The organism is Marichromatium purpuratum 984 (assembly GCF_000224005.2).
Lineage (GTDB): Bacteria > Pseudomonadota > Gammaproteobacteria > Chromatiales > Chromatiaceae > Marichromatium > Marichromatium purpuratum.
In genome coordinates this window covers 3,459,984-3,481,925 of record NZ_CP007031.1, presented here as the reverse complement: position 1 = coordinate 3,481,925, position 21,942 = coordinate 3,459,984, and the positions used below count along the sequence as shown (strand labels likewise).

Genomic DNA, 21,942 nt, shown 5'->3' with positions numbered 1-21,942 from the left:
ATGGAGATCATGCAGGTGGAGCGCTCGCTGGTCTGCAGCCGACGCATCCCCGGACTGGAGTCGGTGTCGTTGCGGGTGCTGCGCGGCGCGCGCGGCGCCCGCGCGGTGGCCGTCGACACCCTGGGTGCGCGCCCCGGCAACTGGGTGTTCATCATCTCCGGATCGGCGGCGCGCCTCGCCGTGGGCAAGTCGATCCTCACCGACCTGAGCATCGGCGGGATCATCGATCACTGGGAGACGGACGCCGCGCGTCCCGATCCACGTTTGCAACGTTCATGTTGAGACAGAGGAGTCAGAGACCATGGCCGAAGAGTATTACGGGATCGCCCTGGGGATGATCGAGACGCGCGGGCTGGTGCCCGCGATCGAGGCGGCCGACGCCATGACCAAGGCCGCCGAGGTGCGGCTGATCGGTCGCGAGTTCGTCGGCGGCGGCTATGTCACCGTGCTGGTGCGCGGCGAGACCGGTGCGGTCAACGCCGCGGTGCGCGCCGGGGCCGACGCCTGCGAGCGGGTCGGCGACGGGCTGGTGGCGGCGCACATCATCGCCCGCCCGCACCGCGAGGTCGAGCCGGTGCTGCCGACCGGGAAGCCCGGTTCGCAGCAGGCCGCCTGAGCCATTGAGCAACCAGTAACGAGGAGTCGACAACCATGGCCAGTGAAACCTTCGGTATTGCCCTGGGGATGATCGAGACGCGCGGGCTGGTACCCGCGATCGAGGCGGCCGACGCCATGACCAAGGCCGCCGAGGTGCGGCTGATCGGTCGCGAGTTCGTCGGCGGCGGCTATGTCACCGTGCTGGTGCGCGGCGAGACCGGTGCGGTCAACGCCGCGGTGCGCGCCGGGGCCGACGCCTGCGAGCGGGTCGGCGACGGGCTGGTGGCGGCGCACATCATCGCTCGCCCGCACCGCGAGGTCGAGCCGGTGCTGCCGGAGCGTCCCGCCGAGGGTGGCCGCTGAGCACGGGCGGTCGCGCCACGGCGGCTGCCGTGGGCGCGATCACCGGGAGGAGCGAGACGATGAGGCTGGATCCGCGTGTGCTCGGCTATCTCGGCCGGGCGCTGAGTCATGAGTACGGGGCGGTGCAGCAGTATCTCACCCATGCCGGGCTGGCCGCGGCCTGGGGGCTGGAGGCCGGTGCCGCGCGTCTGCGCGAGGAGGCGCGCGAGGAACTCGATCACGCCGCGCGGCTGACCGCGCGGCTGCTCGATCTTGGCGCCATGCCCGGGGCCTCGCGGCTGCGCCCGGTGCGGGCGGGGGCGTCGCTGCAGGCGCTGCTCGAGGCTGACCGCGCGCTCGAGGCCGAGGCGCTGGCGCTCTATCGCGAGGCGGCCGAACACTGCGCTCGTGTCGGCGATACCGTCAGCGGCGAGCTGTTCGCGGCCCTGTACGAGGAGGAGCGGGCGCACGCCCGTGCGCTCGCCGAGTGGATCGACGAACTACGCGCCGCCCCGGCGGCGCCCCGGCTTGGAGGGATCGATGCATGAACCAGAGCGACTGGCGTGAGCGCAACCGTCCGGCGCGGCTCGAACGGCGACTGAACTTCGCCGACTACGACCACACCCGCGACTTCCTCGAGGACATGGCCGGGGTCAGCGAGCGGCTCGGGTATTATCCCGACATCAGCTTCGGCCGTACCCATGTCAGCATCACCATCCATGCCGAGGACGGCGCCGAGTGCGTCGACCCGGCGCGCCGCGCGCTCGCCGGCGAGGTCGACGCGCTGTTGGCACGCAGCCAGGGGGCGTCGTCATGAGTGCCGAGACACCGTCGCCCGAGGGCGACCTGCCACCGGTTCCCGAGCCGCCGAGCGCGACCCCGGCGCCGCGCAAGCCGCGCCGCAAGCGCCCGGCCGTGCCGCGCGCCGGGTCGCCCGCGCCCGCGCCGCGGTTGCCGCGACGCCGGGTCTGGCCGGACTGATCCGGGCCGTCGCCAGGACGCACGGCCCGGCCCCCATCCGTCAGCGCAGCCACCGGGGTGCCCCATGTTCGATCCCATGCTCAACCTCGTCCGTCATGTCAGTCTGCGTCAGTTGCAGGTGTTCGAGGCCATCGCCCGGCTCAAGAGCTTCACCAAGGCCGCCGACGAGCTTTATCTCACCCAGCCGACGGTCTCCACCCAGATCAAGCGGTTGAGCGACGCCATCGGGTTGCCGCTGTTCGAGCAGATCGGCCGCCAGGTCCATCTCACCGAGGCCGGCCGCGAGCTGGAGGTGGCGGTCAAGGAGATGTTCGGCATCCTCGACCGCTTCGAGATGAAGGTCGCCGATCTCAAGGGGCTCAAGCGCGGCTATCTGCGTCTGTGCGTGATCAGTACCGCCAAGTATTTCGCCCCCGAGGTGCTCGGGCGCTTCTGCCAGCAGCACGCCGGGGTCGACGTCTCGCTCAAGGTCACCAATCGCGACCGAGTGTTCGAGCGGCTGCTCGCCAACAAGGACGACCTCTATATCCTCGGTCAGACCCCGGATCGCGAGATCGATCTGTGCTCGCGGGTGTTCGCGCCCAATCCGCTCTATGTGGTCGCCCATCGCGATCATCCGCTGGCGCGCGAACGCGCCATCCCGCTGGCGCGGATCGCCGAGGAGCACCTGATCATGCGCGAACCCGGCTCGGGCATCCGCGACGTGGTACTGCAGACCTTCGAGCGCGCCGGGTTGCGTCCGCACGTGCGCATGGAACTCGGCAGCAACGAGGCGATCAAGCACGCCATCTACGGCAAGCTCGGGCTGTCGATCCTCTCGCTCCACACCCTGACCCAGGAGGGCGCGCGCTCACAGCTCGCGCTACTCGATGTCGCCGGTTTCCCGCTGCAGCGTCAGTGGCACGTCGCCCATGCCAAGGGCAAGGAGCTGTCGGTGGTGACCAGTGCCTTCATCGAGTTCCTCGACGCCGAGGGCGAACAGCTCACCCGCCAGCTCGACAAGACCCGCGCGCGGCTGACCCGCTGGGACGATAGCGCCTAGTGCTCCGGCGGCCGGGTGCTCAGTGCGCCGGGGCGGTCAGTCGTTCGAGCAGGTCGAAGTCGATCGCCCCGCGCGCGCGGTCTCCCCGGTCACGCTCGAAGGCACGGATCGCCGCGCGGGTACGTGGTCCGATCAGTCCGTCGACCGGTCCCGGATCGAACCCCTGCGTGACCAGCCAGCGCTGCACCCGGCGCACCAGGGCGTTGCTCAGCTCGGGCGCGTCGAGTGTGGTGCCGTCGCTGTTGCAGCGGGGCAGTCGTAACAGGTCCTCGGCGTCGTCCGGGGCGGCGAGCAGGAAGGGGCGCGCCGGGTCGCAGACGGTCGCTCCCGGCGCTGACTCCGGCTCGACCCGCGGCGTGGCCTCCGCCTCCTGCATGGACTCGATCTGCGGCGCGGGTTCATCCGGCGTGCTCTCGACCTCCGGCATGACCTCGACCCCCGAGGTGGCCTCGATCTCCGAGGTGGATTCGATCTCCGAGGTGGATTCGATCTCCGAGGTGGATTCGATCTCCGAGGTGGATTCGATCTCCGAGGTGGATTCGATCTCCGAGGTGGATTCGATCTCCGAGGTGGATTCGATCTCCGAGGTGGATTCGATCTCCGAGGTGGATTCGATCAGGGGGTCGGACTCCATGGGCCTGGCCGCGATCTCGATCGGCGCGCGCCACAGTGCGCCGATCAACAGCAGCAGCAGGGTCAGCCACAGCGCTCCGGCGACCGGCCAGCGGCGTAGTCCGTGCTCGCCGTCGGCGACCGCCGGCCCGAGGGTGAGTGTGTCCTCAAGGCGGGCGACGAGAGGACGCGTCAGCGCCAGCCAAGCCGTTGCCAGTCGCTGCCAGACGCGTGTGATGACACGCCACGGAGGAGCGAGCAGCGCCAGCAGGTCGCCGGGTGGGATCCGTCCGGCGAGACGGCGCAAGGGACTGGGCCAGCGCCAGACCCAGAACGCCACTACCACCCCGACGCCGACCAGGAGACTGTCCTTGAGTTCGGGTCTCGCTGGTGCGAGCAGCGGGAACAGCACCACCAGTCCGATCAATCCGCTCCAGCTCGCCAGTGCCCAACTCAGACCGGGGCTCGGGGGCGTCTCGATCCTGATCACCAGCCACAGCAGTCGTGCCATCAGCAGGGTGGTCACCACCACTGAGGCGCTGACCACGGTGAGGATCCAGGGCCAACGCGCGTGCTCCAGCAGTGGTGCCACCGCAGCCTTGGCCGCAGCCCCGCTGGTCAGCGGCGCGCCGGCCATCGCCAGCGCCAGCAACGCCATGCCGACAAGGATCAGTGGCTGCGCCGGCGCGCCCGCCTTGCGCAGTCCCACCCCGAGGAAGAGGCCGCCCTTGACCAGGGCATGGTGGACGACATAGAGCGCCAGTGCGCCCACCCCGACCTCGGCCAGCGTCGGCTCGGCGAGCATCGCTCCGAGCAGCGCCGCCAGCAGCCCCATCTTGGCGATGCTCGAGTAGGCCAGCACCGTCTTCGCCTCGGTCTGCACCAGCCCGAACGGCAAGGCCAGCGCCAGGGTCAGCAGCCCGATGCCGGTCAGCAGCTCGCCCCAACCGGGCAGGGCGATCACGCCCACCGGGAGATAGCGCAGCCAGCCGAGCAGCGCGACCTTGATCATGGTCGCGCTCAACACCGCGCTGGCCGCCGCCGGGGCCGCCGGGTGGGCGAGCGGCAGCCACAGATGCAGCGGCATCAGTCCGGCCTTGACCGCGAGCCCGGCGAGCAGCAGTCCGATGGCCACAGGCCCGAGCGTGGCGAGCTGTTGCGGCGCTGGGGTGAGCGTCCCGCTCTCGCTGGCGATCAGCACCAGGGCCGCGAACAGGGTGACCTCGCCGAGCAGCGCCATCGCCAGATAGACCCGCCCGGCACGCAGCGCGCGCGCGTTGCCCTCGTGAATCACCAGCCCGTAGGCGGCCAGTCCCATGATCGCGAAGCCGACATAGAAGCTCGCCAGGTCCTGGCCGACGATCAGCCACAGATTGCCGGCCATGGCGAGCAGAAAGAGCGCGCGGAAGCGCCCGGCACGGGGACCGAGACCGGTGCCGCCGGCATGGATCCCGGCGACCAGCCACAACAGCGCAGTGAACAGCAGATAGGTGCGTCCCAGTGGATCGAGTCCGAGCTGGGTGCCGAGCAGCAGCCAGGGCAGCTCGATACGGCTGCCGAGCGGCACCAGCAGCGTTGCGCCGAGCGCCGGCAGGGGGCCGAGCGCGGCGAGCCAGCGGCCATGGCGCGTGCTGGATGCGAAGGGGGCCAGCAGCAGCGGCCAGATCCAGGCGGCGAGCAGCAGCCAGGCGCTCATCGATCATACTCCCGGCGCGCGATCAGCTCGGCCCACTCCAGCGGGCTGAAGGGCGCGGCGGCGAACAGGCCGGCGAGCAGACAGAGGGTCGCGGTGATCAGCGGCGGCCACAGCAGCGCCGCGCGGGTCTCGAGGCGGCGCCGCGCGATCCGCTCCTCCGGCCAGTGCTCGGGTGGGGGGCGGAACCAGGCGCGATAGAGGATCGGCAGGAAGTAGGCGGCGTTGAGCAGGCCGCTGGCGGCGAGCACCGCCAGCACCCAGTCGGCGCCGCCGTCGATCGCGCCGAGCCCGAGATACCACTTGCTGACGAAGCCGGCCAGCGGCGGGATGCCGATCATGCCCAGCGCGCCGGCGCTGAAGGCCAGCGTTGTCCAGGGCATGCGCCGTCCGACCCCGTCCATCTGGCTGACCCGGTGGATGCCGAGGGTCTCGGCATAGTTGCCGGCGCAGAAGAACAGGGTGATCTTCATGATCCCCTGGTGGACCAGATGGACCAGCCCGCCGACGGTGGCGATCGGACCGAAAATCGAGGTGCCGAGCGCGATGTAGGAGACCTGGCTGACGGTGGAATAGGCCAACCGGCTCTTGAGTCCGTCCTGGACCAGGGCGCGCAGCGAGCCGTAGAGGATGGTGACGGAGGCCAGCGCGCCGAGCAGCGCGAGCAGCCCGAGCGCGTCGGCCAGCCCCACGCCGTAGACGTCATAGACCACGCGGACGATACCGAAGGCCCCGGCCTTGACCACCGCCACCGCGTGCAGCAGCGCGCTCACCGGCGCCGGGGCCACCATCGACTGCGGCAGCCAGCCGTGCAGCGGCACCAGCGCGGCCTTGACCCCGAGCCCGGCGAGCAGCAGCACGAAGATCACCTGGAACTGACCGTGCAGGGTCGCCGGCAGATCGCCGAGGATGCCGCCCTGGACGAAGTCGAGCGGGCCGGCGATGGCCTGCAGCCAGACCGCGCCGAGCAGCAGCAGGGCGCCGCCGCCGACGGTGTAGTAGAGATAGATGCGCGCCCCGCGGGTCGCTTCCGGGGTGCCGCGATGGGCCACCAGCGGATAGGTCGCGAGAGTGAGGATCTCGTAACAGATGACGAAGGTCAGCAGGTTGCCCGCCAGGGCGATGCCGACGGTGGCCGAGACGCAGAGACTGAAGAAGCCGAAGAAGCGGCTGCGGTTGGCGCTGTGCTCGAGATAGCCGATGGCATAGATGGTGGTCACCAGCCAGAGCACCGAGGAGAGGGTGACGAAGAGCACCGAGAGCGCATCGGCGGCGAACACCAGATCGAGTCCGGGAGCGAGGCTGATACGGCTCTCGTAGTCGTGCTCGTGATAGACCCCCCAGATCATCACCCCGACCAGCGCCAGCTTGGTGAGCGCGCCGATCATGTTGAGGCTGGTGCGCAGCAGATGGCTGTCCTCGCGCACCAGGAAGATCGCCGTCCCCGGCACCAGCGAGGAGCAGACGATCAGCAACGGCAACAGGGTATCGAGCGTGCTGCTCATCGGCTCACCTCTACCGGCTCGAGCAGCCCCCACAGACCTCCGGCGGCCAATCCCAGCCCGCCCACCGCGAGTAGCGCCAGCACCAGTCCGGGCAGCTCCGCGCGCACCTGGGTGACGAAGTGCTGCGGCGTGGGTTCCTGGTTGAAGGCGCGCGCCAGCACCCGGAACACATAGGCCGCGGCGAGCAGGGTGCCGGCGAGCACCGGCAGGATCCACCACCACTGGCCCTGGTCGATGGCCGCCTCCAGGAGCAGCCACTTGCCGATGAAGCTGCCGCTCGGTGGCAACCCGATCAACGCCACTCCGGCCAGCCCGAGGGTGAAGGTGGTCGCCGGCAGCCGCTGCGCGGTGCCGCCGAGCGCGCCGATACGATCGTGTCCGGCGAGCCGTTGGACCTGACCGGCGGCGAGGAAGAAGGCGGCCTTGGCGAGCCCGTGGGTGAGCGCCATCAGCAGCAGGGCGCCGAGCAGCGCGGTGCGCTCGGGGCCGGGGGCAAGCCCCTGGATCAGGGGGACGAAGAGGAACAGATAACCGATCTGGGCGACCGTGGAGTGGGCCGCGAGCAGTTTCAGTCGCTCGGCGCGCAGCGCCCGCCACGATCCCCAGACCACGCCGCAGGCGCCGAGCAGGCCAAGCAGGGTGGCTGCGGCGGGCTGGGTCACCGCGGCGAAGGGGCCGAGCCAGAGCATCAGCAGCAGCCAGGCGGCGACCTTGCCGACCAGCGCCGAGAGTGCGGCGCTGACCGGCGCCGGGGCGTTGGCATGGGTCGGTGGCAGCCAGAAGTGCAACGGGAAGAGCGCGGCCTTGAGCGCCAACCCCAGGGTCAGCAGCGCCAGCGCGGTGGCATCCACGGCTCCGGGGCCGAGCCGCGTGCTGAGCAGCGCGAGGTCGAGCTGACCGTGAGCGGCATAGATCAGCGCCACCCCGAGCAGATAGGTCATCGAGCCGAGCAGGCCGACGAGCAGGTAGCGCAGGCTCGCGGCCAGCGCCTCGCGACCGCCGCCGAGCGCGGCGAGCGCCGCGCCGGAGAGTCCGAGCAGTTCCAGCCCGACATAGATGTTGAACAGATCGGCGGCGAGGAACAGGGCATTGAGCGCGGTCCACAGCAGTAGCCACAGCGGCCAGAACTGGCGCAATCGCTCGGGGTCGCGAAAATAGTCCCCGGCATGGATGCTGATGGCCAGCGCGACCACCGCAGTCATCGCCAGCAGCGCGGCGACCGCGCCGTCGGCGGCGAGCACGATGCCGAGTGGCGCCGACCAGCCGCCGAGGCTGACGCGCAGTGCCCCCTGCTCCCATACCCCGATCACCAGCCAGAGCACGACGCCACTGCTCGCCAGCGCCGCGATCAGTCCGAGCGCGCGGGCACGAGCAGGCGCGAGCGTGGTGGCCAGCGCGCCGAGCAGCGGCAGCGCGATGGCGAGCGGCAGGCTAGCGTTCATCCTCGGGCACGCCCCCCTGCTCATCGAGTCGTCGGCCGAAGACCAGCGCCAGCGCGGTGGCGCTCACTGCCACCACGATCCCGGTGAGCACCAGCGCGTGCGGTACCGGGTCGGGGGGGGCGCCGTCGCGTTCGGCGAGCGCGATCAGCAGGTGGAAGACGCCACTGCCCATAATGTTGATTGCGATCAGCTTGCGCAGCAGCGGCGCGTGGACCAGGAAGGCCCAGAGCCCGAGCACGCAGAGCGCGATGCCGGCGCCGCCGTAGAGCAGTTGTGTGCTCATCGCCCCTCCCCCGGTGGCCGACCGCCGACATAGGCCGCCGCCAGGGTGGTGCCGATGGCCAGGGTGGCGGCGCTCTCGATGGCGAGGATCAGCCACTTCGACCAGCCCGTCGGGTAGTCGAGCAGATCGCGCCCGAACGCGAGCAGCGTCAGCCCGACCAGCAGGAAGACGCCGACGCCAAGCACCGCGAGCAGCCGCTGGAGCGCCTCGCCGGGCAACCCGGCGCGGGGGTCGCCGGCGAGGCGCAGCACCACCCCGGCGGCGCCGAGCAGGGCGCCGCCCTGGAAGGCGCCGCCCGGTACCTGACCGCCGGCCCAGAGTAGATAGCCGCCGGTGAGGATCAGCAGTGGCACCACCCAGGCGACCATCGCGCGCAGTGCCGAGCCGGCGCGCTGATAGGCCGGCGCCGGTGGGCCGAGCGACCAGATCCCGAGCAGCGCGGCGAGCAGCACCGCCAGTTCGAGCAGGGTGTCGTAGGCGCGGTAGTCGAGCAACACCGCGGTGACCGGGTTGCCGACCCCGGTGAGCGGCAGCGCGGCGAATGCCGCCCCGGCGAGGGCGGGTTCCGGCCGCTCGGCGAGCACGACGGCCAGCACCCACAGCAGCAACCCGCCGAGCGCGGCGGTGAGCAGGGCGACGAGCAGGCGCGCCGGGCCGCTCATCTGTCCCTCTCGGTGCGCTTTCGGCGCCGTGCCGCACGCCGCGCCGCAGCGAGCATCAGCGCGCCGCCGAGCCCGGCGCCGATCGCCGCCTCGGCCAGTGCGACATCAGGGGCGCCGAGTCGCGCCCAGACCAGCGCCAGCCACAGTCCGAAGGCGATGAACAGCATCACCGCGCGACGCGGCTCGACGCTGCTCAGGGCGGCCACGGCCAGGGTCAGCAGGGTGGCGATCAGCACCAGATCGAACAGCAGCAGGGTCATTGCAGGTCCTCGCCGTCGCCGCGTAGCGCGCGCTTGGCGACCAGATGGGCACCGGTGGCGCCGGCGAGCAGTACCAGCAGCCAGATCAGCACCAGCTTGAGTCCCTGCCAGGGCGAGTCGACCCAGGGCAGCAGGCCGATGATCAACAGGCCGAGACCGAGGTTGTCGGCCTTGGTCAGCGCGTGCAGCCGGGTGAACAGATCGGGCAGGCGCAGCAGCCCGATGCTGCCGGCGGCGAAGAACAGACAACCGAGCGGCAGGGTGATCGCGGAGAAGAGGAGCGCGGCGGTCATTCGGCGGGTTCTCGAAGTCGGCGGCGGGTGAGCGCGGCGGCAGCCACTGCGGCGAGCAGCGCGAAGATCAACGCGACATCGATCAGCGCCGGTTGGTCGATGGCGACGGCGAGCAGCAACAGCACGCCGATCCCGCTGGTGCCGAGCAGTTGCACGCCCATCATCCGATCGGCCGCGCCGGGACCGCGCAGTACCTGGACCAGGCCGAGCGACATGCTGGCGAGCAGGGCCAGGGCGGCGAGCAGCGCGAGCGTCGTCATCCGTGCCCCTCGCGCGCGAACAGCGCGGCGATCCGTTGCTCCAGCGCGACGAGTTCGGGGCGGACGTCGATCCCGGTGTCGATGGCGTGAACCCGCAGGCGCTGACCGTGCATGTCGGCCCCCAGGGTGCCGGGCAGCAGACTCACGGTATCGAGGAAGAGCACCCGCGCGGCGGGATCGGCGAGCCGGGTGTGATAGTCGATGAAGCCAGGGGCGACGCGTGGTCGTGGCGCCAGCACCCGCAGCGCGACATCGAACCCGCCGCGCAGCGACTGGGCGATGAAATAGGGGATGAAGGCCAGCAGCGCCAGGGTTCGCGGTCGTCGGGCCGGGGGCGAGAGCGTGAGGCTGACGTCAGTGGCGAGTGCCACGCTCGGCAGACCGATCAGCCAGGACTGTGGATCGGTCCCGGCGAGGATCAGCCAGAGCAGTGAGAACAGCGCGCCTCGGGCGAGGATGGCGGCGGCGGTCCAGCGGCGATGCACGATTGCTGGTGTCCTTGTGCGTTGGGTTCTGGGCCTGGATGCGCTCGGCGTTCCACGCCGACGATCCTCATCACTGACCTGTGGTGGGCGCCCCGAGTTCCGTCCCTGGGCCGGGGCGCCCAGGCGCTCAGACCTTGAAGCGACCGACGCGCGCCTGCTGGCCGGCGGCCAGCTCGGCCAGTTCGCCGGCGGCGTGCTTGATCTGGGTAGCGCCGGCGCTCACCCCCTCGATCGCCTGGGTGGTGTTGATGAGGTTGCGGTCGACCTCCTGGGAGACGGCGGCCTGTTCCTCGGCGGCGCTGGCGATCTGACTGTTCATGTCCTTGATGGTGCTGACCGAACGGGTGATCTGTTCGAGCGAGCTGCCCGCCTCGCCGGCCATGGCGACGCTCTCCTGGGCCTGGGTCCGGCTCTCCTCCATCGCCGCCACCGCCTGGCTGGTACCCGACTGCAGGCGCTCGATCATCTGCTGGATCTCGGTGGTCGAGGCCTGGGTCCGGCTGGCCAGGGTGCGGACCTCGTCGGCGACCACCGCGAAGCCGCGTCCCTGCTCGCCGGCGCGCGCCGCCTCGATCGCGGCGTTGAGCGCAAGCAGGTTGGTCTGTTCGGCGATGCCACGGATCACATCGAGCACCTTGCCGATCTCAGCCGAGTCCTCGGAGAGTCGGGCGATCACCTCGGTGGCCCCCTCGACGCGCTGTGAGAGGACCTCGATCGAGGCGATCGAGCTGGCCACCACCTGGCTGCCGGCGCCGGCGTCCTGGTCGGTCTGTTGGGTGGCCGCGGCCGCCTCGGTGGCGTTGCGCGCGACCTCGGCGACGGTGGCGGTCATCTCGTTCATCGCCGTGGCGACCTGTTCGAGTTCGGCCTGCTGACGCCGGACCTGGTCGTCGGTCTGCTGGCTGGTGGCCGAGAGTTGCTCGGCGGCGGCAGCCAGTTGCTGATTGCCGCCGGCGACTTCGGCGATGAGATCGCGCAGCTTGCTCTGGAACAGGTTGAAGGCGGTGGCCAGTTCGGCCAGCTCGTCCTTGCCGTGGATCTCGATGGTGCGGGTGAGATCGCCCTCACCCTCGGCGACGTCGTGCATCATTCGGCTGAGTCGCTGGATGCGGCGCACGATGGCGCGGGTGACCAGCAGCATCAGCACGATGCCGGCGACGATGCTCGCCACCGAGACCGTGACCATCACCATCGCCGAGCGTCGCGCGGCGGCTGCGGTCTGGTCAGCCGCCTCGGTGATCGCCTCGAGCGGTACCCCGACGCCGATGCCCCAGGGGCGGTCGTTGACGCCGAGCTGGATCGGGGTGAAGGCGAGCACCTCCTGGTCGTTCTCGATCAGCAGCGGATCACCCCGGCGCAGGGTGTCGACGATGCGCTCGGCCTGCTCGGTGAGTTCGGTGAGCGGCTTGCCGACCATGTCGGGGCGCCGGCTCGAACCGATGATGGTGCCGTCGTTGGCCACCAGCGCGACCTTGGCGCGGCCGTCGTAGAGACCTGCGGCGGTCTCTTCGGCAAGACGCTGGAAGTGGCCGAGTTCGAGGTCGACACCGACGATGCCGCGAAACGCCCCGCCCTGCAGCACCGGGACTACCATCGAGGTGATCAACCGCTCCTCGCCCTGCACCGGGTAGAGGTAGGGGTCGATGACCTGTTCCTGACGGGTCTGGCGGGGGATCAGGTAGAAATCACCCTTGCCCGGGGTCTCGTAGTCGACCTGGGCCTCGACATGGGGGGTGCCGGAGGCATCGATGCTCCAGTAGGGGATGAAGCGGCCGCTGGCGTCGTGGTCGGGGGTGTTGGCATAGCGGGCGTCGGCACCGTCGAAGGCGTCGGGTTCCCAGGCCGTGTAGACACCGAGATAGTCGGGGTGCTCGACGAGCACCGCACGCAGCATCTGGTTGACGTCGCCGCGCGAGAAGAAGGCCATCTCGTCGAGCCACAGCGAGGAGACGACCACCCAGCCCCACTCGGGCACCAATCGCGCGAAGGCGAGCTTGGGTCGGGCGGTGTCCTCACCGGGCGGGGTCCAGTCGTAATGGATGTGGCCCTCGCCGTCGTCGGCGATCTGCTCGTCGATAGCGACGAACAGGTTCTTGCCGGCATTCATGGCAGTGTCGTAGCTCGGGTCGTCGAGTACGCGACCGTCGAGTGCGGGTGCATTGGGGTCCATCACCATCCGCGGATAGGGGCTGGAACGGTCCTGGATCCAGGTGTAGTCACCCTCGTCAGAGCGCATCCGGCGGATCGCGGCGATGGCCTGTTGTTGGGCCTCGGCGCGGGTGAGTTCGCCGCGCCGCGCAGCGGCGACATAGTCGGCGATGGTGGCGCGCGCGATCGCCGTGGTTGCCTCGAGTTCGCGATAGCGCTCGCTCAGCCGTGTCCAGTCGGCGGCGGTCATCTCTGCGGCGTCCTTGCGCGCGGCCACCCCGAGCGCCTGGGCGAGGGTGCGGGCGACGCCCAGTGGCTCTTCGGTGTCGGCCTCGATGATCGCGGCCTGCTCTTGGGTGGCGTTGACGATCAGCGTGCGCGCGGTCTCGAGTGCGGTCTCGCGCTGCGCCTCGGCCATCGAGTTCATCTGCGAGAGTGCATAGAAAGTGATCCCGAAGCCGAGTATCACCAGGATCGGGCCCGACCACAGTGCGATCCTGAAACCGATCGAGTGTCTGTTGAGCAACATCATGACTGTACCCCCGTGCTTGCCTGTCCCGGATTGGCGCGAGACTACACGAGTGGTCGCCACGCCTGGTTTGGGTGTGCGGACCGTTCGCGGCGGTTATTGATATCGGCGAGTACGCTCTACGCTGGCTCGCACTCGATAGTGACCGGTAACGGCTTGCTGTTCGGGTAGTTGGGGTGATCGTCTGTAGATCCAATGGAGAACGTGCGGACGCCGGGGACAGATGCTGCCTGCTGTGAGCCTGTTCATGCCGAGTGGTTCAGGCGTGGCTTTGCTCGATGGTGGCCGCTTCGTGCTCGATATCGGCGCGAATGCTGTCGAGGATGAGAAACACCTGACGGCTGTCGTCCTCCATCTCCTCGAGCGCGGCGCGTAGCGCGGCATAGTCGGGTGGTGTCTCGGCGAGCAGCTCGAAGATCTGGCCGGTGGCCTGGTGCACGCGCGCGTGCGGCGGTTCGAGATCGCGGTAGTGAGCGGCGGCGGAGAAGAAGGCCTCGCCGTCGCCGTGCTCGTACCACTGGCCGAGACGGCAGTGGTGATGGTCGACGAAGTCGAAGACCGGAGCACGCGCGGCCACTGAGGCATAGGTGTTGACCTTCCACAGCACGTGGTCGAGCTTGGCGAGGCTCATGAAGACGCTGTCGGAGACTCGACGGACATCAACGAAGGCGGTGTCGACTTCGCCGTGCAGGCGGTCGAGACGTTGCTTGAAGTCGCCGACCTTGCCGTCGACCTCGCGCACGCCGTCGACCAGGGTGGTGGAGATCTGCTCGACGCTGCCGACCGCCTCGATCATCTCCTGGATGTCGTCATGGGTGTCGGTGATCGCCGCGCGGGTCTTGTCGGCGAGCGCGCGCACCTCGTCGGCGACCACCGCGAAGCCGCGCCCGGCCTCGCCGGCGCGCGCCGCCTCGATCGCGGCGTTGAGCGCGAGCAGATTGGTCTGTTCCGAGATGGTGCGGATCAGCCCGAGCACGGCGTTGATGCTCGCGGCATGGGTCGAGAGCCGGCCGACGACCTGATTGGCCTCGCCGGCGGTGCCGGCGAGGCTGGCGAGGAAGCCGGAGATGTTCACCAATTCGTCGGCGACGCCGGTGAACTCGTCGGTGACGCCGGTCACCATCCTCAAGGTGTGCTTGGCGTCCTCAACCGAGCCGGCGAGATTGCCCTGGATGTCCTGCAGGCTGGCGCGGGTATGGGTGTTCTGACTGTCCATCAGGGTGTTGAGCTGGTCCTCGCGAACGCCTGCCTCGCTCGCCTCGGCGAGCGCCGCGCGGGTCTGCTCGAGTTCCTCGCGCAGCCTGCTGTTCTCGGCCTGCAGCGCCGCATGTTCCTCGCGCAGTTGCTGGACCATGCGCTGGTGGGTGGATTTGGCGACGAACATCCTGCCTCCGGTGGTCTCGTTGCTATGATTGAAGCGGCGGCCGCGGGACCTTGGGGCTGTGGTCGATGCCTGTCGACGAGCGTGTTCCGGTTCGATTTGCCGGAGTTCTCGACCACGTCTGGTGTTTGGGGCGCGGCGGGATTGATTGCGAAAACGCAATTACGCCCTCGGATTCTATATGGTTTTTTGGCCGTCGCGTACTCGGGCCGGGGATCCGCCGGGACGCGACGGGAACGTCACCGACCGTCGTGGTCGCTGTCATGTGGTCCGGCTGGATGCTGACTGGTGCGCCGGAGTCGCTCCAGCCGTTCCCGCTCAGGGCCTGTCTAGCTGGAAGCCTTGCTCATGAAACTGATCGACAACGCGAAGGTGAGCACCAAGCTCGCGGTCCTGGCGCTGATTCCCATCGTCGCCATGGTGGTGTTGACCTGGGGGGCGACGACTCTGTTGCAGCGGGTCAATGGCGGGATCGACCGCATCTATCAGGACCGGGTGGTTCCTCTGCAGGGCCTCAAGGACATCGCTGACGACTATGCGGTGTTCGTCATCGACGCGGTCAACAAGGCCAACGCCGGACGTTTCACCGCCGAGCAGGCACTCGCCAGCATCCGTGAGGCGCGTACCGAGATCGAGTCCAACTGGACAAGCTTTCTGCAAACCGAGCTGACCGAGGAAGAGCAGCGGCTGGTGGCCGAGGCGAGGACGCTGTTCACTGCGGCCGATCGTGCCATCGGCGCGCTCGAGCGTGAGCTGGGCGGGATGCGGGGCGTGGTCGCTGGTCGGCTCGATGCCTTCGATGGCCCGCTCTACGAACAGATCGATCCGATCAGCGCCAAGATCACCGAACTCGTCGAGCTGCAGCTCGCGGTCGCCGGTGAGGAGCGAGAGCGCGCCAATGCACTCTATGCCAACTCGCGACTGCTGTTCATCGGCCTGGCGGTGCTGACGACCCTGGTGTTGATCGTGCTCGGCTGGGTCACCTATCGTTCGATCACCAGCCAGCTCGGCCAGCTGCGCGCGACCATGTTGCATATCGTCGAGCACTCCGATCTCTCGGTCGCCATCGATCTCGACACCGACAACGAGATCGGCCAGATCGCCCATGCCTTCGCGCGGATGCTCGAGCACTTCCGCGAGCTGGTCAAGCGTCTCGGCGGGTCGGCGATCAGCCTTTCCTCGGCCGCCACCCAGATGTCGGGCAGTCTGGTCGAGGCTCGCGAGGGGGCAGCACGGCAGAACGTCGAGTCCGAGCACGTGGCCACCGCAATGCAGGAGATGACCGCCTCGGCCGAGGAGGTCGCGCGCAACACCGCGAGTGCCGCCGACTCGGCGCAGGGGGCCAAGTCGCTCTCCGACCAGGGGCGTGCCCAGGCGCACGAGACGGTGGAGGCGATCACCGGCCTGGCCGAGCGTATCGAGACCGCCGCCGGGGTGTTGCACTCGCTCGAGAACGACGCCCAGGACATCGGCAAGGTGCTCGACGTCATCCAGAGCATCACCGAGCAGACCAATCTGCTCGCGCTCAACGCCGCGATCGAGGCGGCGCGCGCCGGCGAGGCCGGGCGCGGTTTCGCGGTGGTCGCCGACGAGGTGCGCACCCTCGCCAGTCGCACCCAGTCCTCGGCGCGTGAGATCGAGTCGATGGTGGCGCGCCTGCAGCAGAGTTCGCAGCAGGCCGCGCAGGAGATGGGACAGAGTCAGGAGGCCGCAGGGCTGTCGGTCGAACGGGTCGGGCGCGCCGGCGAGTCACTCGAGGCGATCACCGGCGCGGTCGATGGGATCTCGGAGATGATGAACCGCATCGCCACTGCCGCCGAGGAGCAGACCGCGGTGGCCAACGAGATCAATCAGGGGGTGGTGGCGATCAGCGATGCCAACCACAGGTCCAGCGAGAACATGACCGAGCTGGAGCACGCCGGCCAGCAGCTCGAGCGGCTGGCCGAGGAGCTGCAGGCTGAAGCGACCCGCTTCAAGGCCTGAGTCCACGTGCGGCGTCGGGCGGGGAGGGTGGATGGAGGTGTTCATCGGTAACCTGCCGGGGCGCGCGACCCTGCGGGAGCTGCATGCCTGCATCGGCGAGGTCGGGCTGCGTGCTGATTTCCGGCGCCATGTCGGTGAGGACCGTGGACGGCGCCGCTATCACTTCTTCGTCGCCCGGACCGCCTCGCGCGTCGAGGGCGAGGCGCTGATTGCGCGGTTGCACGGACGCTGTCTCGGCGGACGGCCTCTGGTGGTGCGGGAGTATCGCCCGCGCGTGCCCGATCCGGCATGGCGCGGCGCGGAGCGGCGGATCAACCCCTGGTGACGCTCAGCTGAGCACGCGCAGCGCCGCCTGCAGCGGGGCGAGCAGGGCGGCGCGGTCGAGCGTCGGGTTGCTGATCGCGCGCGAGGCCAGCCCGTCGAACAGCGCCATGATGATCTCGGTGGCCGCCGCCTCGTCGCCGCGCGGCGTGCCCCGGGCGCTGGCCAGCAACCGACAGAGCCGCTCGCGCTTGGCCGCATCGGCCGCCTGCACGATCGCCGCCACCCGCGGGTTGCGCGCCGCCTCGGCGAGGATCTCCAGCTCCAGCGCGGCATGGTCGAGGTCGGTGCGCTCGTTGACGCCGGTGTCGACGCGCTCCTGCATCGCCTGATGCACGTCTTCGGCGCGCTCGAACTGGCGCACCATGCTCAGTGACTGTTCGAGCTTTTGCTCGACCAGTGCAGCGATGATCGCCTCCTTGTTCTCGAAGAAGTGATAGATGTGGCCCGGACTCATCTCCGCGGCCTTGGAGATCTTGGCGATGCTGGCGCCGTGGAAGCCTTCGCGGGCGAAACAGACGGCGGCGGCCGCGAGGATCTGTCTGCGTCTGGCCTCGCAGCGTGGCTCGGGTGTCGCCGTTGGTTGCGGCATCGTCCTCTCCTCCCCTCTATCGGTCGGCTGGTGTCGGGAATATCTCGGCGCATTCTACGCTTGACGTCGGCCGGATGGCTGACTAAATTGAATGCTCATTCTAGAATGAACGTTCAATCCACTTCTTCCCGAGGTTGTCATGACACTCGACGGTCGCCGTCTGGTTCCGGTGCTCCTGTACCCCTTCGCACTCGCCCTGTCGTTGACCGGGTGTGGTCCCGCCGGTGCTCCGGGTGGGGCACCCGGCGCCAGTGGCGCCCCACCCGAGGTCGGCGTGGTGACGATCGCGGCGCGTCCCACTACCCTGGTCACCGAGCTGCCGGGGCGCACCAGCCCCTATCGCATCGCCGAGGTGCGCCCGCAGGTCGGCGGTATCATTGAGGCGCGGCTGTTCGAGGAAGGGGGGGATGTCGACGCCGGGCAGGTGCTCTACCAGCTCGACGCCGCGCTCTACCAGGCCGCTTACGACAGCGCCGAGGCGGCGCTCGCGCGCTCGCGCGCCGCGCTCGAGCGCGCCCGGCTCAAGGCCGCGCGCTATGCCGACCTGCTGAGCGCCGATGCCGTCAGCCAGGAGGATCACGACGACGCCCAGGCCGCGCTCAAGGAGGCGATCGCCACCGTCGCGGTCGACGAGGCGGCGCTCGCCACCGCCCGTATCAACCTCGCCTATACCCGGGTGACCTCGCCGATCGACGGCCGGGTCGGTCGCTCGGTGGTGACCCAGGGCGCCCTGGTCACCGCCAACCAGTCGCTGGCGCTGGTCACGGTGCGTCAGCTCGACCCGATCTATGTCGACATCACCCAGTCGAGCGCCCAGCTGCTGAAGTTGCGCCAGGCGCTCGACGATGGTCGGCTGTCGCGCCCTGAGGGCGAGCAACCGCGGGTGCGGCTGATCCTTGAGGACGGCTCGGAGTACCCGCTGACCGGCCGTCTCGCCTTCTCCGAGGTGACGGTGGATCCGGGCACCGGCGCGGTGACCATGCGCGCGACCTTCCCCAACCCCGATCATCTGTTGTTGCCGGGGATGTTCGTGCGCGCCCTGGTCGAGGAGGGGGTGCGCGAGCAGGCGATCCTGGTGCCCCAGCAGGGGGTACGACACGATCGGCGCGGATTGCCGACGGCGCTGGTGGTCGATGCCGCCGGGCAGGTCGTCAAGCGCACCCTGACCGTCGATCGCGCGATCGACGGGCAATGGCTGATCGATGCCGGGCTGGAGCACGGCGATCGGGTGATCGTCGAGGGCGTGCAGAAGGCGCGTGCGGGCGCCGAGGTGCGCGCCGTCGAGATCGACTCGCCCGCGCCGGCGGGCGACTAAGCCCCGTTCCGTCCGTTGACGGCGTCGGTCCCGGCGCCGCCACCCCTTGCATTCGCGCATTCGTCCATCCTGGAGCAGAGGTCGCCCGTCATGGCCCGTTTCTTCATCGATCGCCCGGTGTTCGCCTGGGTCATCGCCATCGTCATCATGCTCGCCGGCGTGCTCTCGATCCTGGGGCTGCCGGTGTCGCAGTATCCCAACATCGCGCCGCCGGCGATCACCATCACCGCGACCTATCCGGGGGCCTCGGCGCGCACCCTGGAGGACTCGGTCACCCAGGTCATCGAGCAGCAGATGAACGGGCTCGACGGTCTGCGCTACATGTCGGCCACCAGCGAGTCGACCGGCATCGCCGCGATCACCCTGACCTTCGACAACGACATCGATCCCGATATCGCCCAGATGCAGGTGCAGAACAAGCTGCAGCTGGCGCTGCCGATGCTCCCGCAGAGGGTGCAGCAGCAGGGCATCCAGGTCGCCAAGTCGGTGCGCAACTTCCTCATGGTGGTGGCCTTCGTCTCGCGTGATGGTCGGCTCGACCGCACCGATCTCGGCGACTTCGTCGCCAGCCGCATCAAGGACCCGATCAGTCGGGTCAAGGGCGTGGGCGAGGTCACCGCCTTCGGCTCGCAGTACGCGATGCGCCTCTGGCTCGACCCCAATCGGCTCAACCAGTACGGCCTGACCCCCGCCGACGTGGCCGCTGCGGTGCGCGCCGAGAACGCGCAGATCTCGGCCGGCGAGCTCGGTGCGCAGCCGGCGCTGCCGGGTCAGCGCATCACCGCCACCATCAACGTCCAGGATCGGCTGAGCACCCCGGAGGCGTTCGGCGCCATCCGGTTGCGCACCACCAGCGATGGCGCCACCGTCCATCTGCGCGACGTCGCCCGTATCGAGCTCGCCGGCGAGACCTACGGCAAGATCGCGCACCACAACGGTCAGCCCGCCTCGGGGCTGGGCATCCGTCTGGCCACCGGCGCCAACGCGCTGGAGACGGCCGACGCGATCAGGCACAAGCTCGACGAACTCGCGGCCTTCTTCCCCGAAGGGGTCGAGGCGGTCTTCCCCTACGACACCACGCCCTTCGTGCGCATCTCCATCCACGAGGTGATCAAGACCCTGCTCGAGGCGGTGCTGCTGGTGTTCGTGGTGATGTATCTGTTCCTGCAGAACCTGCGCGCCACCCTGATCCCGGCGATCGCGGTGCCGGTGGTGCTGCTCGGCACCTTCGGCGTGCTCGCCGCCTTCGGCTACTCGATCAACACCCTGACCCTGTTCGCCATGGTGCTGGCCATCGGCCTGCTGGTCGACGACGCCATCGTGGTGGTGGAGAACGTCGAGCGGGTGATGCACGAGGAGGGGCTGGAGCCGCGCGAGGCGACCCGGCGTTCGATGGACCAGATCACCAGCGCGCTGATCGGCATCGCCCTGGTGCTCTCGGCGGTGTTCGTGCCGATGGCCTTCTTCGGCGGCTCGACCGGGGTGATCTATCGGCAGTTCTCGGTGACCATCGTCTCGGCCATGCTGCTGTCGGTGGTGGTCGCCCTGACCCTCAGCCCGGCGCTCACCGCGACCCTGCTCAAGCGCACCGATCACGCCCCGGATCGCGGTTTCTTCGGTTGGTTCAACCGCAACTTCGAGCGCAGCGTCGGCGGCTATACCCGCAGCGTCGGCGGCATCGTCCGTCGGCGCTGGGTGTTCCTCGGGCTCTATCTGGCGCTGGTCGGCGTGCTCGCCATGCTCTACATGCGCATGCCCACCGCCTTCCTGCCAGATGAGGACCAGGGCATCCTGGTGGTGCAGGTGGTGCTGCCCTCGGGGGCGAGCCAGGAGCGCACCCTGGAGGTGGTTCGCGAGGTCGAGCACTACTTCCTCGAGGATGAGCAGGAGACGGTCGAGCAGCTGATCACCGTCGCCGGCTTCAGCTTCGCCGGTCAGGGGCAGAACATGGCCATCGGCTTCGTCCAGCTGAAGGACTGGGAGCTGCGACCGCGCCCGGATCAGCAGGTCAAGGCGCTGGCTGGACGGGCGATGCAGCGCTTCGCGCGGGTCCGCGACGCCCAGGTGTTCGCCTTCGCGCCGCCGCCGGTGATCGAACTCGGCAACGCCACCGGCTGGGATCTGCAACTGCAGGACCAGGGCGAACTCGGCCACGAGGCGCTGATGGCCGCGCGTGGTCAACTGCTGGGGATGGCCGCCGAGCACCCCGCGCTGGTGGGGGTTCGGCCCAACGGTCGGATGGACGAGGCGCAGTACCAGATCGAGGTCGATCGCACCAAGGCCGGTGCGCTCGGGCTGTCGCTGGCCGATATCAACGACACCCTGTCGAGTGCCTGGGGCAGCGCCTATATCGACGACTTCGTCCACGCCGGGCGGGTGAAGAAGGTCTACATGCAGGCCGATGCCGGCTTCCGCATGCAGCCCGAGGACCTCGATGCCTGGTACGTGCGCAACGAGCACGGCGAGATGGTGCCCTTCTCGGCCTTCGCCGCGGGCGAGTGGACCTATGGCTCGCCGCGCCTGGAGCGCTACAACGGCCTGGCCTCGGCCGAGGTGCTGGGTCAGGCCGCCCCTGGGGTCAGCTCGGGCGAGGCGATGGCGGTGGTCGAGTCGCTGGTCGACAAGCTGCCGCCGGGCATCGGCATGGAGTGGACCGGGATCTCCTTCGAGGAGCGCGCCGCCGGCGCCCAGGCCCCGGCGCTCTACGCGCTCTCGGCGCTGGTGGTGTTCCTCGCCCTGGCCGCGCTCTACGAGAGTTGGTCGGTGCCCTTCGCGGTGATGCTGGCGGTGCCGCTCGGGGTGCTCGGCGCGGTGCTCGCCGCCACCGGGCGCGGCTTGCCGAGCGACATCTACTTCCAGGTCGGGTTGCTCGCCACCATCGGTCTGGCGGCGAAGAACGCCATCCTCATCGTCGAGTTCGCCCGCACCCTGCAGGAGCAGGGCAAGAGTGCGATCGAGGCGGCGATCGAGGCGGCGCGGATGCGTATCCGCCCGATCGTGATGACCTCGCTGGCGTTCGGCTTCGGCGTGCTGCCGCTGGCGCTGAGCAGTGGTGCCGGTTCGGGCAGTCAGCACGCGATCGGCACCGGCGTGCTCGGCGGCGTGGTCGCCAGCACCCTGCTCGGGGTGCTGTTCGTGCCGCTGTTCTTCGTGCTGGTGCGCGGGCGGATGAACCGCCGCGCCGCGCCGCGCGCCTGAGGGCATGATGCCGGGTCG

General features: G+C 69.4%; 23 protein-coding genes. 11 read left to right on the top strand and 12 right to left on the bottom strand.

The genetic code is table 11. The annotated features are described in order from the left end of the window. From MARPU_RS15105 to MARPU_RS15080, 7 genes are all read left to right on the top strand, one after another. Complete coding sequence (locus tag MARPU_RS15105; RefSeq protein WP_005222828.1) at nucleotides 1-282, top strand: carboxysome peptide B; 282 nt, start codon at nucleotides 1-3, stop codon at nucleotides 280-282. A 19-nt stretch (nucleotides 283-301) separates the two neighbouring features. Further along, the gene (locus MARPU_RS15100; protein ID WP_005222826.1) at nucleotides 302-616 is read left to right on the top strand and encodes a BMC domain-containing protein; all 315 of its coding nucleotides are present in this window, start codon (nucleotides 302-304) and stop codon (nucleotides 614-616) included. 35 nt (nucleotides 617-651) lie between these two features. Beyond that, the gene (locus MARPU_RS15095) at nucleotides 652-960 is read left to right on the top strand and encodes a BMC domain-containing protein (protein WP_005222824.1); all 309 of its coding nucleotides are present in this window, start codon (nucleotides 652-654) and stop codon (nucleotides 958-960) included. 59 nt (nucleotides 961-1,019) lie between these two features. After that, on the top strand, nucleotides 1,020-1,487 hold the full coding sequence (locus MARPU_RS15090; RefSeq protein WP_005222822.1) for a ferritin-like domain-containing protein: 468 nt from the start codon (nucleotides 1,020-1,022) through the stop codon (nucleotides 1,485-1,487). Continuing rightward, nucleotides 1,484-1,756, top strand: a complete 273-nt coding sequence (locus MARPU_RS15085; RefSeq protein ID WP_005222820.1) for a 4a-hydroxytetrahydrobiopterin dehydratase — start codon at nucleotides 1,484-1,486, stop codon at nucleotides 1,754-1,756. Before MARPU_RS15090 ends, MARPU_RS15085 begins: the two co-directional genes overlap by 4 nt. Then, nucleotides 1,753-1,920 (top strand): hypothetical protein, encoded by a 168-nt coding sequence (locus tag MARPU_RS17770; RefSeq protein ID WP_156929292.1) that lies wholly within the window; start codon nucleotides 1,753-1,755, stop codon nucleotides 1,918-1,920. Before MARPU_RS15085 ends, MARPU_RS17770 begins: the two co-directional genes overlap by 4 nt. Nucleotides 1,921-1,984: 64 nt before the next feature. Further along, nucleotides 1,985-2,962 (top strand): LysR family transcriptional regulator, encoded by a 978-nt coding sequence (locus tag MARPU_RS15080; RefSeq protein WP_005222818.1) that lies wholly within the window; start codon nucleotides 1,985-1,987, stop codon nucleotides 2,960-2,962. Nucleotides 2,963-2,981: 19 nt separating this feature from the next. On the opposite strand, the gene MARPU_RS15075 is transcribed toward MARPU_RS15080, so the two are convergent. The 11 genes from MARPU_RS15075 to MARPU_RS18100 form a co-directional block, all read right to left on the bottom strand. Then, a complete protein-coding gene (locus tag MARPU_RS15075; RefSeq protein WP_005222816.1) occupies nucleotides 2,982-5,270 on the bottom strand; it encodes a proton-conducting transporter transmembrane domain-containing protein in 2,289 nt (762 codons plus the stop codon). Beyond that, a complete protein-coding gene (locus MARPU_RS15070; RefSeq protein WP_005222813.1) occupies nucleotides 5,267-6,772 on the bottom strand; it encodes a complex I subunit 5 family protein in 1,506 nt (501 codons plus the stop codon). The genes MARPU_RS15075 and MARPU_RS15070 overlap by 4 nt, the downstream gene beginning before the upstream one ends. Next, entirely contained in the window at nucleotides 6,769-8,214 is a 1,446-nt protein-coding gene (locus MARPU_RS15065; protein ID WP_005222812.1) for a complex I subunit 5 family protein, read from the bottom strand. Before MARPU_RS15065 ends, MARPU_RS15070 begins: the two co-directional genes overlap by 4 nt. Beyond that, a complete protein-coding gene (locus MARPU_RS15060) occupies nucleotides 8,204-8,497 on the bottom strand; it encodes a Na+/H+ antiporter subunit C (protein ID WP_005222806.1) in 294 nt (97 codons plus the stop codon). Before MARPU_RS15060 ends, MARPU_RS15065 begins: the two co-directional genes overlap by 11 nt. Further along, complete coding sequence (locus MARPU_RS15055) at nucleotides 8,494-9,159, bottom strand: MnhB domain-containing protein (RefSeq protein WP_005222805.1); 666 nt, start codon at nucleotides 9,157-9,159, stop codon at nucleotides 8,494-8,496. Before MARPU_RS15055 ends, MARPU_RS15060 begins: the two co-directional genes overlap by 4 nt. Next, nucleotides 9,156-9,419, bottom strand: coding sequence for a hydrogenase subunit MbhD domain-containing protein (locus MARPU_RS15050; RefSeq protein WP_005222804.1), 264 nt, complete (start codon nucleotides 9,417-9,419; stop codon nucleotides 9,156-9,158). The genes MARPU_RS15055 and MARPU_RS15050 overlap by 4 nt, the downstream gene beginning before the upstream one ends. Continuing rightward, the gene (locus tag MARPU_RS15045; protein ID WP_005222802.1) at nucleotides 9,416-9,712 is read right to left on the bottom strand and encodes a monovalent cation/H(+) antiporter subunit G; all 297 of its coding nucleotides are present in this window, start codon (nucleotides 9,710-9,712) and stop codon (nucleotides 9,416-9,418) included. Before MARPU_RS15045 ends, MARPU_RS15050 begins: the two co-directional genes overlap by 4 nt. After that, nucleotides 9,709-9,972, bottom strand: coding sequence for a monovalent cation/H+ antiporter complex subunit F (locus MARPU_RS15040; RefSeq protein ID WP_005222801.1), 264 nt, complete (start codon nucleotides 9,970-9,972; stop codon nucleotides 9,709-9,711). Before MARPU_RS15040 ends, MARPU_RS15045 begins: the two co-directional genes overlap by 4 nt. Then, complete coding sequence (locus MARPU_RS15035; protein WP_005222799.1) at nucleotides 9,969-10,457, bottom strand: Na+/H+ antiporter subunit E; 489 nt, start codon at nucleotides 10,455-10,457, stop codon at nucleotides 9,969-9,971. Before MARPU_RS15035 ends, MARPU_RS15040 begins: the two co-directional genes overlap by 4 nt. A 127-nt stretch (nucleotides 10,458-10,584) precedes the next feature. After that, nucleotides 10,585-13,137, bottom strand: coding sequence for a methyl-accepting chemotaxis protein (locus tag MARPU_RS15030; RefSeq protein WP_005222797.1), 2,553 nt, complete (start codon nucleotides 13,135-13,137; stop codon nucleotides 10,585-10,587). Nucleotides 13,138-13,393: 256 nt separating this feature from the next. Then, a complete protein-coding gene (locus MARPU_RS18100; RefSeq protein WP_005222796.1) occupies nucleotides 13,394-14,518 on the bottom strand; it encodes a methyl-accepting chemotaxis protein in 1,125 nt (374 codons plus the stop codon). A 345-nt stretch (nucleotides 14,519-14,863) separates the two neighbouring features. Here MARPU_RS18100 and MARPU_RS15020 point away from each other — a divergent pair, with 345 nt between their 5' ends. Next, nucleotides 14,864-16,498, top strand: coding sequence for a methyl-accepting chemotaxis protein (locus tag MARPU_RS15020; RefSeq protein WP_005222794.1), 1,635 nt, complete (start codon nucleotides 14,864-14,866; stop codon nucleotides 16,496-16,498). Between the two features lie 31 nt (nucleotides 16,499-16,529). Then, entirely contained in the window at nucleotides 16,530-16,823 is a 294-nt protein-coding gene (locus MARPU_RS15015) for an RNA-binding protein (protein WP_005222792.1), read from the top strand. A gap of 3 nt (nucleotides 16,824-16,826) precedes the next feature. Here MARPU_RS15015 and MARPU_RS15010 read toward each other — a convergent pair whose 3' ends face one another. Continuing rightward, on the bottom strand, nucleotides 16,827-17,411 hold the full coding sequence (locus tag MARPU_RS15010) for a TetR/AcrR family transcriptional regulator (protein WP_005222791.1): 585 nt from the start codon (nucleotides 17,409-17,411) through the stop codon (nucleotides 16,827-16,829). 139 nt (nucleotides 17,412-17,550) lie between these two features. On the opposite strand from MARPU_RS15010, the gene MARPU_RS15005 reads away from it, so the two are divergent. Both MARPU_RS15005 and MARPU_RS15000 read left to right on the top strand, forming a co-directional pair. Beyond that, nucleotides 17,551-18,726 carry an efflux RND transporter periplasmic adaptor subunit gene (locus MARPU_RS15005; RefSeq protein WP_005222790.1) on the top strand — a complete coding sequence of 392 codons (1,176 nt, stop codon included), beginning with the start codon at nucleotides 17,551-17,553 and terminating at the stop codon, nucleotides 18,724-18,726. Between the two features lie 90 nt (nucleotides 18,727-18,816). Then, entirely contained in the window at nucleotides 18,817-21,924 is a 3,108-nt protein-coding gene (locus tag MARPU_RS15000) for an efflux RND transporter permease subunit (RefSeq protein ID WP_005222788.1), read from the top strand. Nucleotides 21,925-21,942: the final 18 nt, after the last annotated feature.

Coding starts and splice junctions, on each gene's coding strand:
- MARPU_RS15060 (WP_005222806.1), bottom strand. CDS start 8,497: ATGAGCACACAACTGCTCTACGGCGGCGCCGGCATCGCGCTCTGCGTG.
- MARPU_RS15100 (WP_005222826.1), top strand. CDS start 302: ATGGCCGAAGAGTATTACGGGATCGCCCTGGGGATGATCGAGACGCGC.
- MARPU_RS15000 (WP_005222788.1), top strand. CDS start 18,817: ATGGCCCGTTTCTTCATCGATCGCCCGGTGTTCGCCTGGGTCATCGCC.
- MARPU_RS15040 (WP_005222801.1), bottom strand. CDS start 9,972: ATGACGACGCTCGCGCTGCTCGCCGCCCTGGCCCTGCTCGCCAGCATG.
- MARPU_RS15085 (WP_005222820.1), top strand. CDS start 1,484: ATGAACCAGAGCGACTGGCGTGAGCGCAACCGTCCGGCGCGGCTCGAA.
- MARPU_RS18100 (WP_005222796.1), bottom strand. CDS start 14,518: ATGTTCGTCGCCAAATCCACCCACCAGCGCATGGTCCAGCAACTGCGC.
- MARPU_RS15065 (WP_005222812.1), bottom strand. CDS start 8,214: ATGAACGCTAGCCTGCCGCTCGCCATCGCGCTGCCGCTGCTCGGCGCG.
- MARPU_RS17770 (WP_156929292.1), top strand. CDS start 1,753: ATGAGTGCCGAGACACCGTCGCCCGAGGGCGACCTGCCACCGGTTCCC.
- MARPU_RS15075 (WP_005222816.1), bottom strand. CDS start 5,270: ATGAGCGCCTGGCTGCTGCTCGCCGCCTGGATCTGGCCGCTGCTGCTG.
- MARPU_RS15105 (WP_005222828.1), top strand. CDS start 1: ATGGAGATCATGCAGGTGGAGCGCTCGCTGGTCTGCAGCCGACGCATC.
- MARPU_RS15055 (WP_005222805.1), bottom strand. CDS start 9,159: ATGAGCGGCCCGGCGCGCCTGCTCGTCGCCCTGCTCACCGCCGCGCTC.
- MARPU_RS15070 (WP_005222813.1), bottom strand. CDS start 6,772: ATGAGCAGCACGCTCGATACCCTGTTGCCGTTGCTGATCGTCTGCTCC.
- MARPU_RS15010 (WP_005222791.1), bottom strand. CDS start 17,411: ATGCCGCAACCAACGGCGACACCCGAGCCACGCTGCGAGGCCAGACGC.
- MARPU_RS15005 (WP_005222790.1), top strand. CDS start 17,551: ATGACACTCGACGGTCGCCGTCTGGTTCCGGTGCTCCTGTACCCCTTC.
- MARPU_RS15090 (WP_005222822.1), top strand. CDS start 1,020: ATGAGGCTGGATCCGCGTGTGCTCGGCTATCTCGGCCGGGCGCTGAGT.
- MARPU_RS15045 (WP_005222802.1), bottom strand. CDS start 9,712: ATGACCGCCGCGCTCCTCTTCTCCGCGATCACCCTGCCGCTCGGTTGT.
- MARPU_RS15095 (WP_005222824.1), top strand. CDS start 652: ATGGCCAGTGAAACCTTCGGTATTGCCCTGGGGATGATCGAGACGCGC.
- MARPU_RS15080 (WP_005222818.1), top strand. CDS start 1,985: ATGTTCGATCCCATGCTCAACCTCGTCCGTCATGTCAGTCTGCGTCAG.
- MARPU_RS15020 (WP_005222794.1), top strand. CDS start 14,864: ATGAAACTGATCGACAACGCGAAGGTGAGCACCAAGCTCGCGGTCCTG.
- MARPU_RS15015 (WP_005222792.1), top strand. CDS start 16,530: ATGGAGGTGTTCATCGGTAACCTGCCGGGGCGCGCGACCCTGCGGGAG.
- MARPU_RS15050 (WP_005222804.1), bottom strand. CDS start 9,419: ATGACCCTGCTGCTGTTCGATCTGGTGCTGATCGCCACCCTGCTGACC.
- MARPU_RS15030 (WP_005222797.1), bottom strand. CDS start 13,137: ATGATGTTGCTCAACAGACACTCGATCGGTTTCAGGATCGCACTGTGG.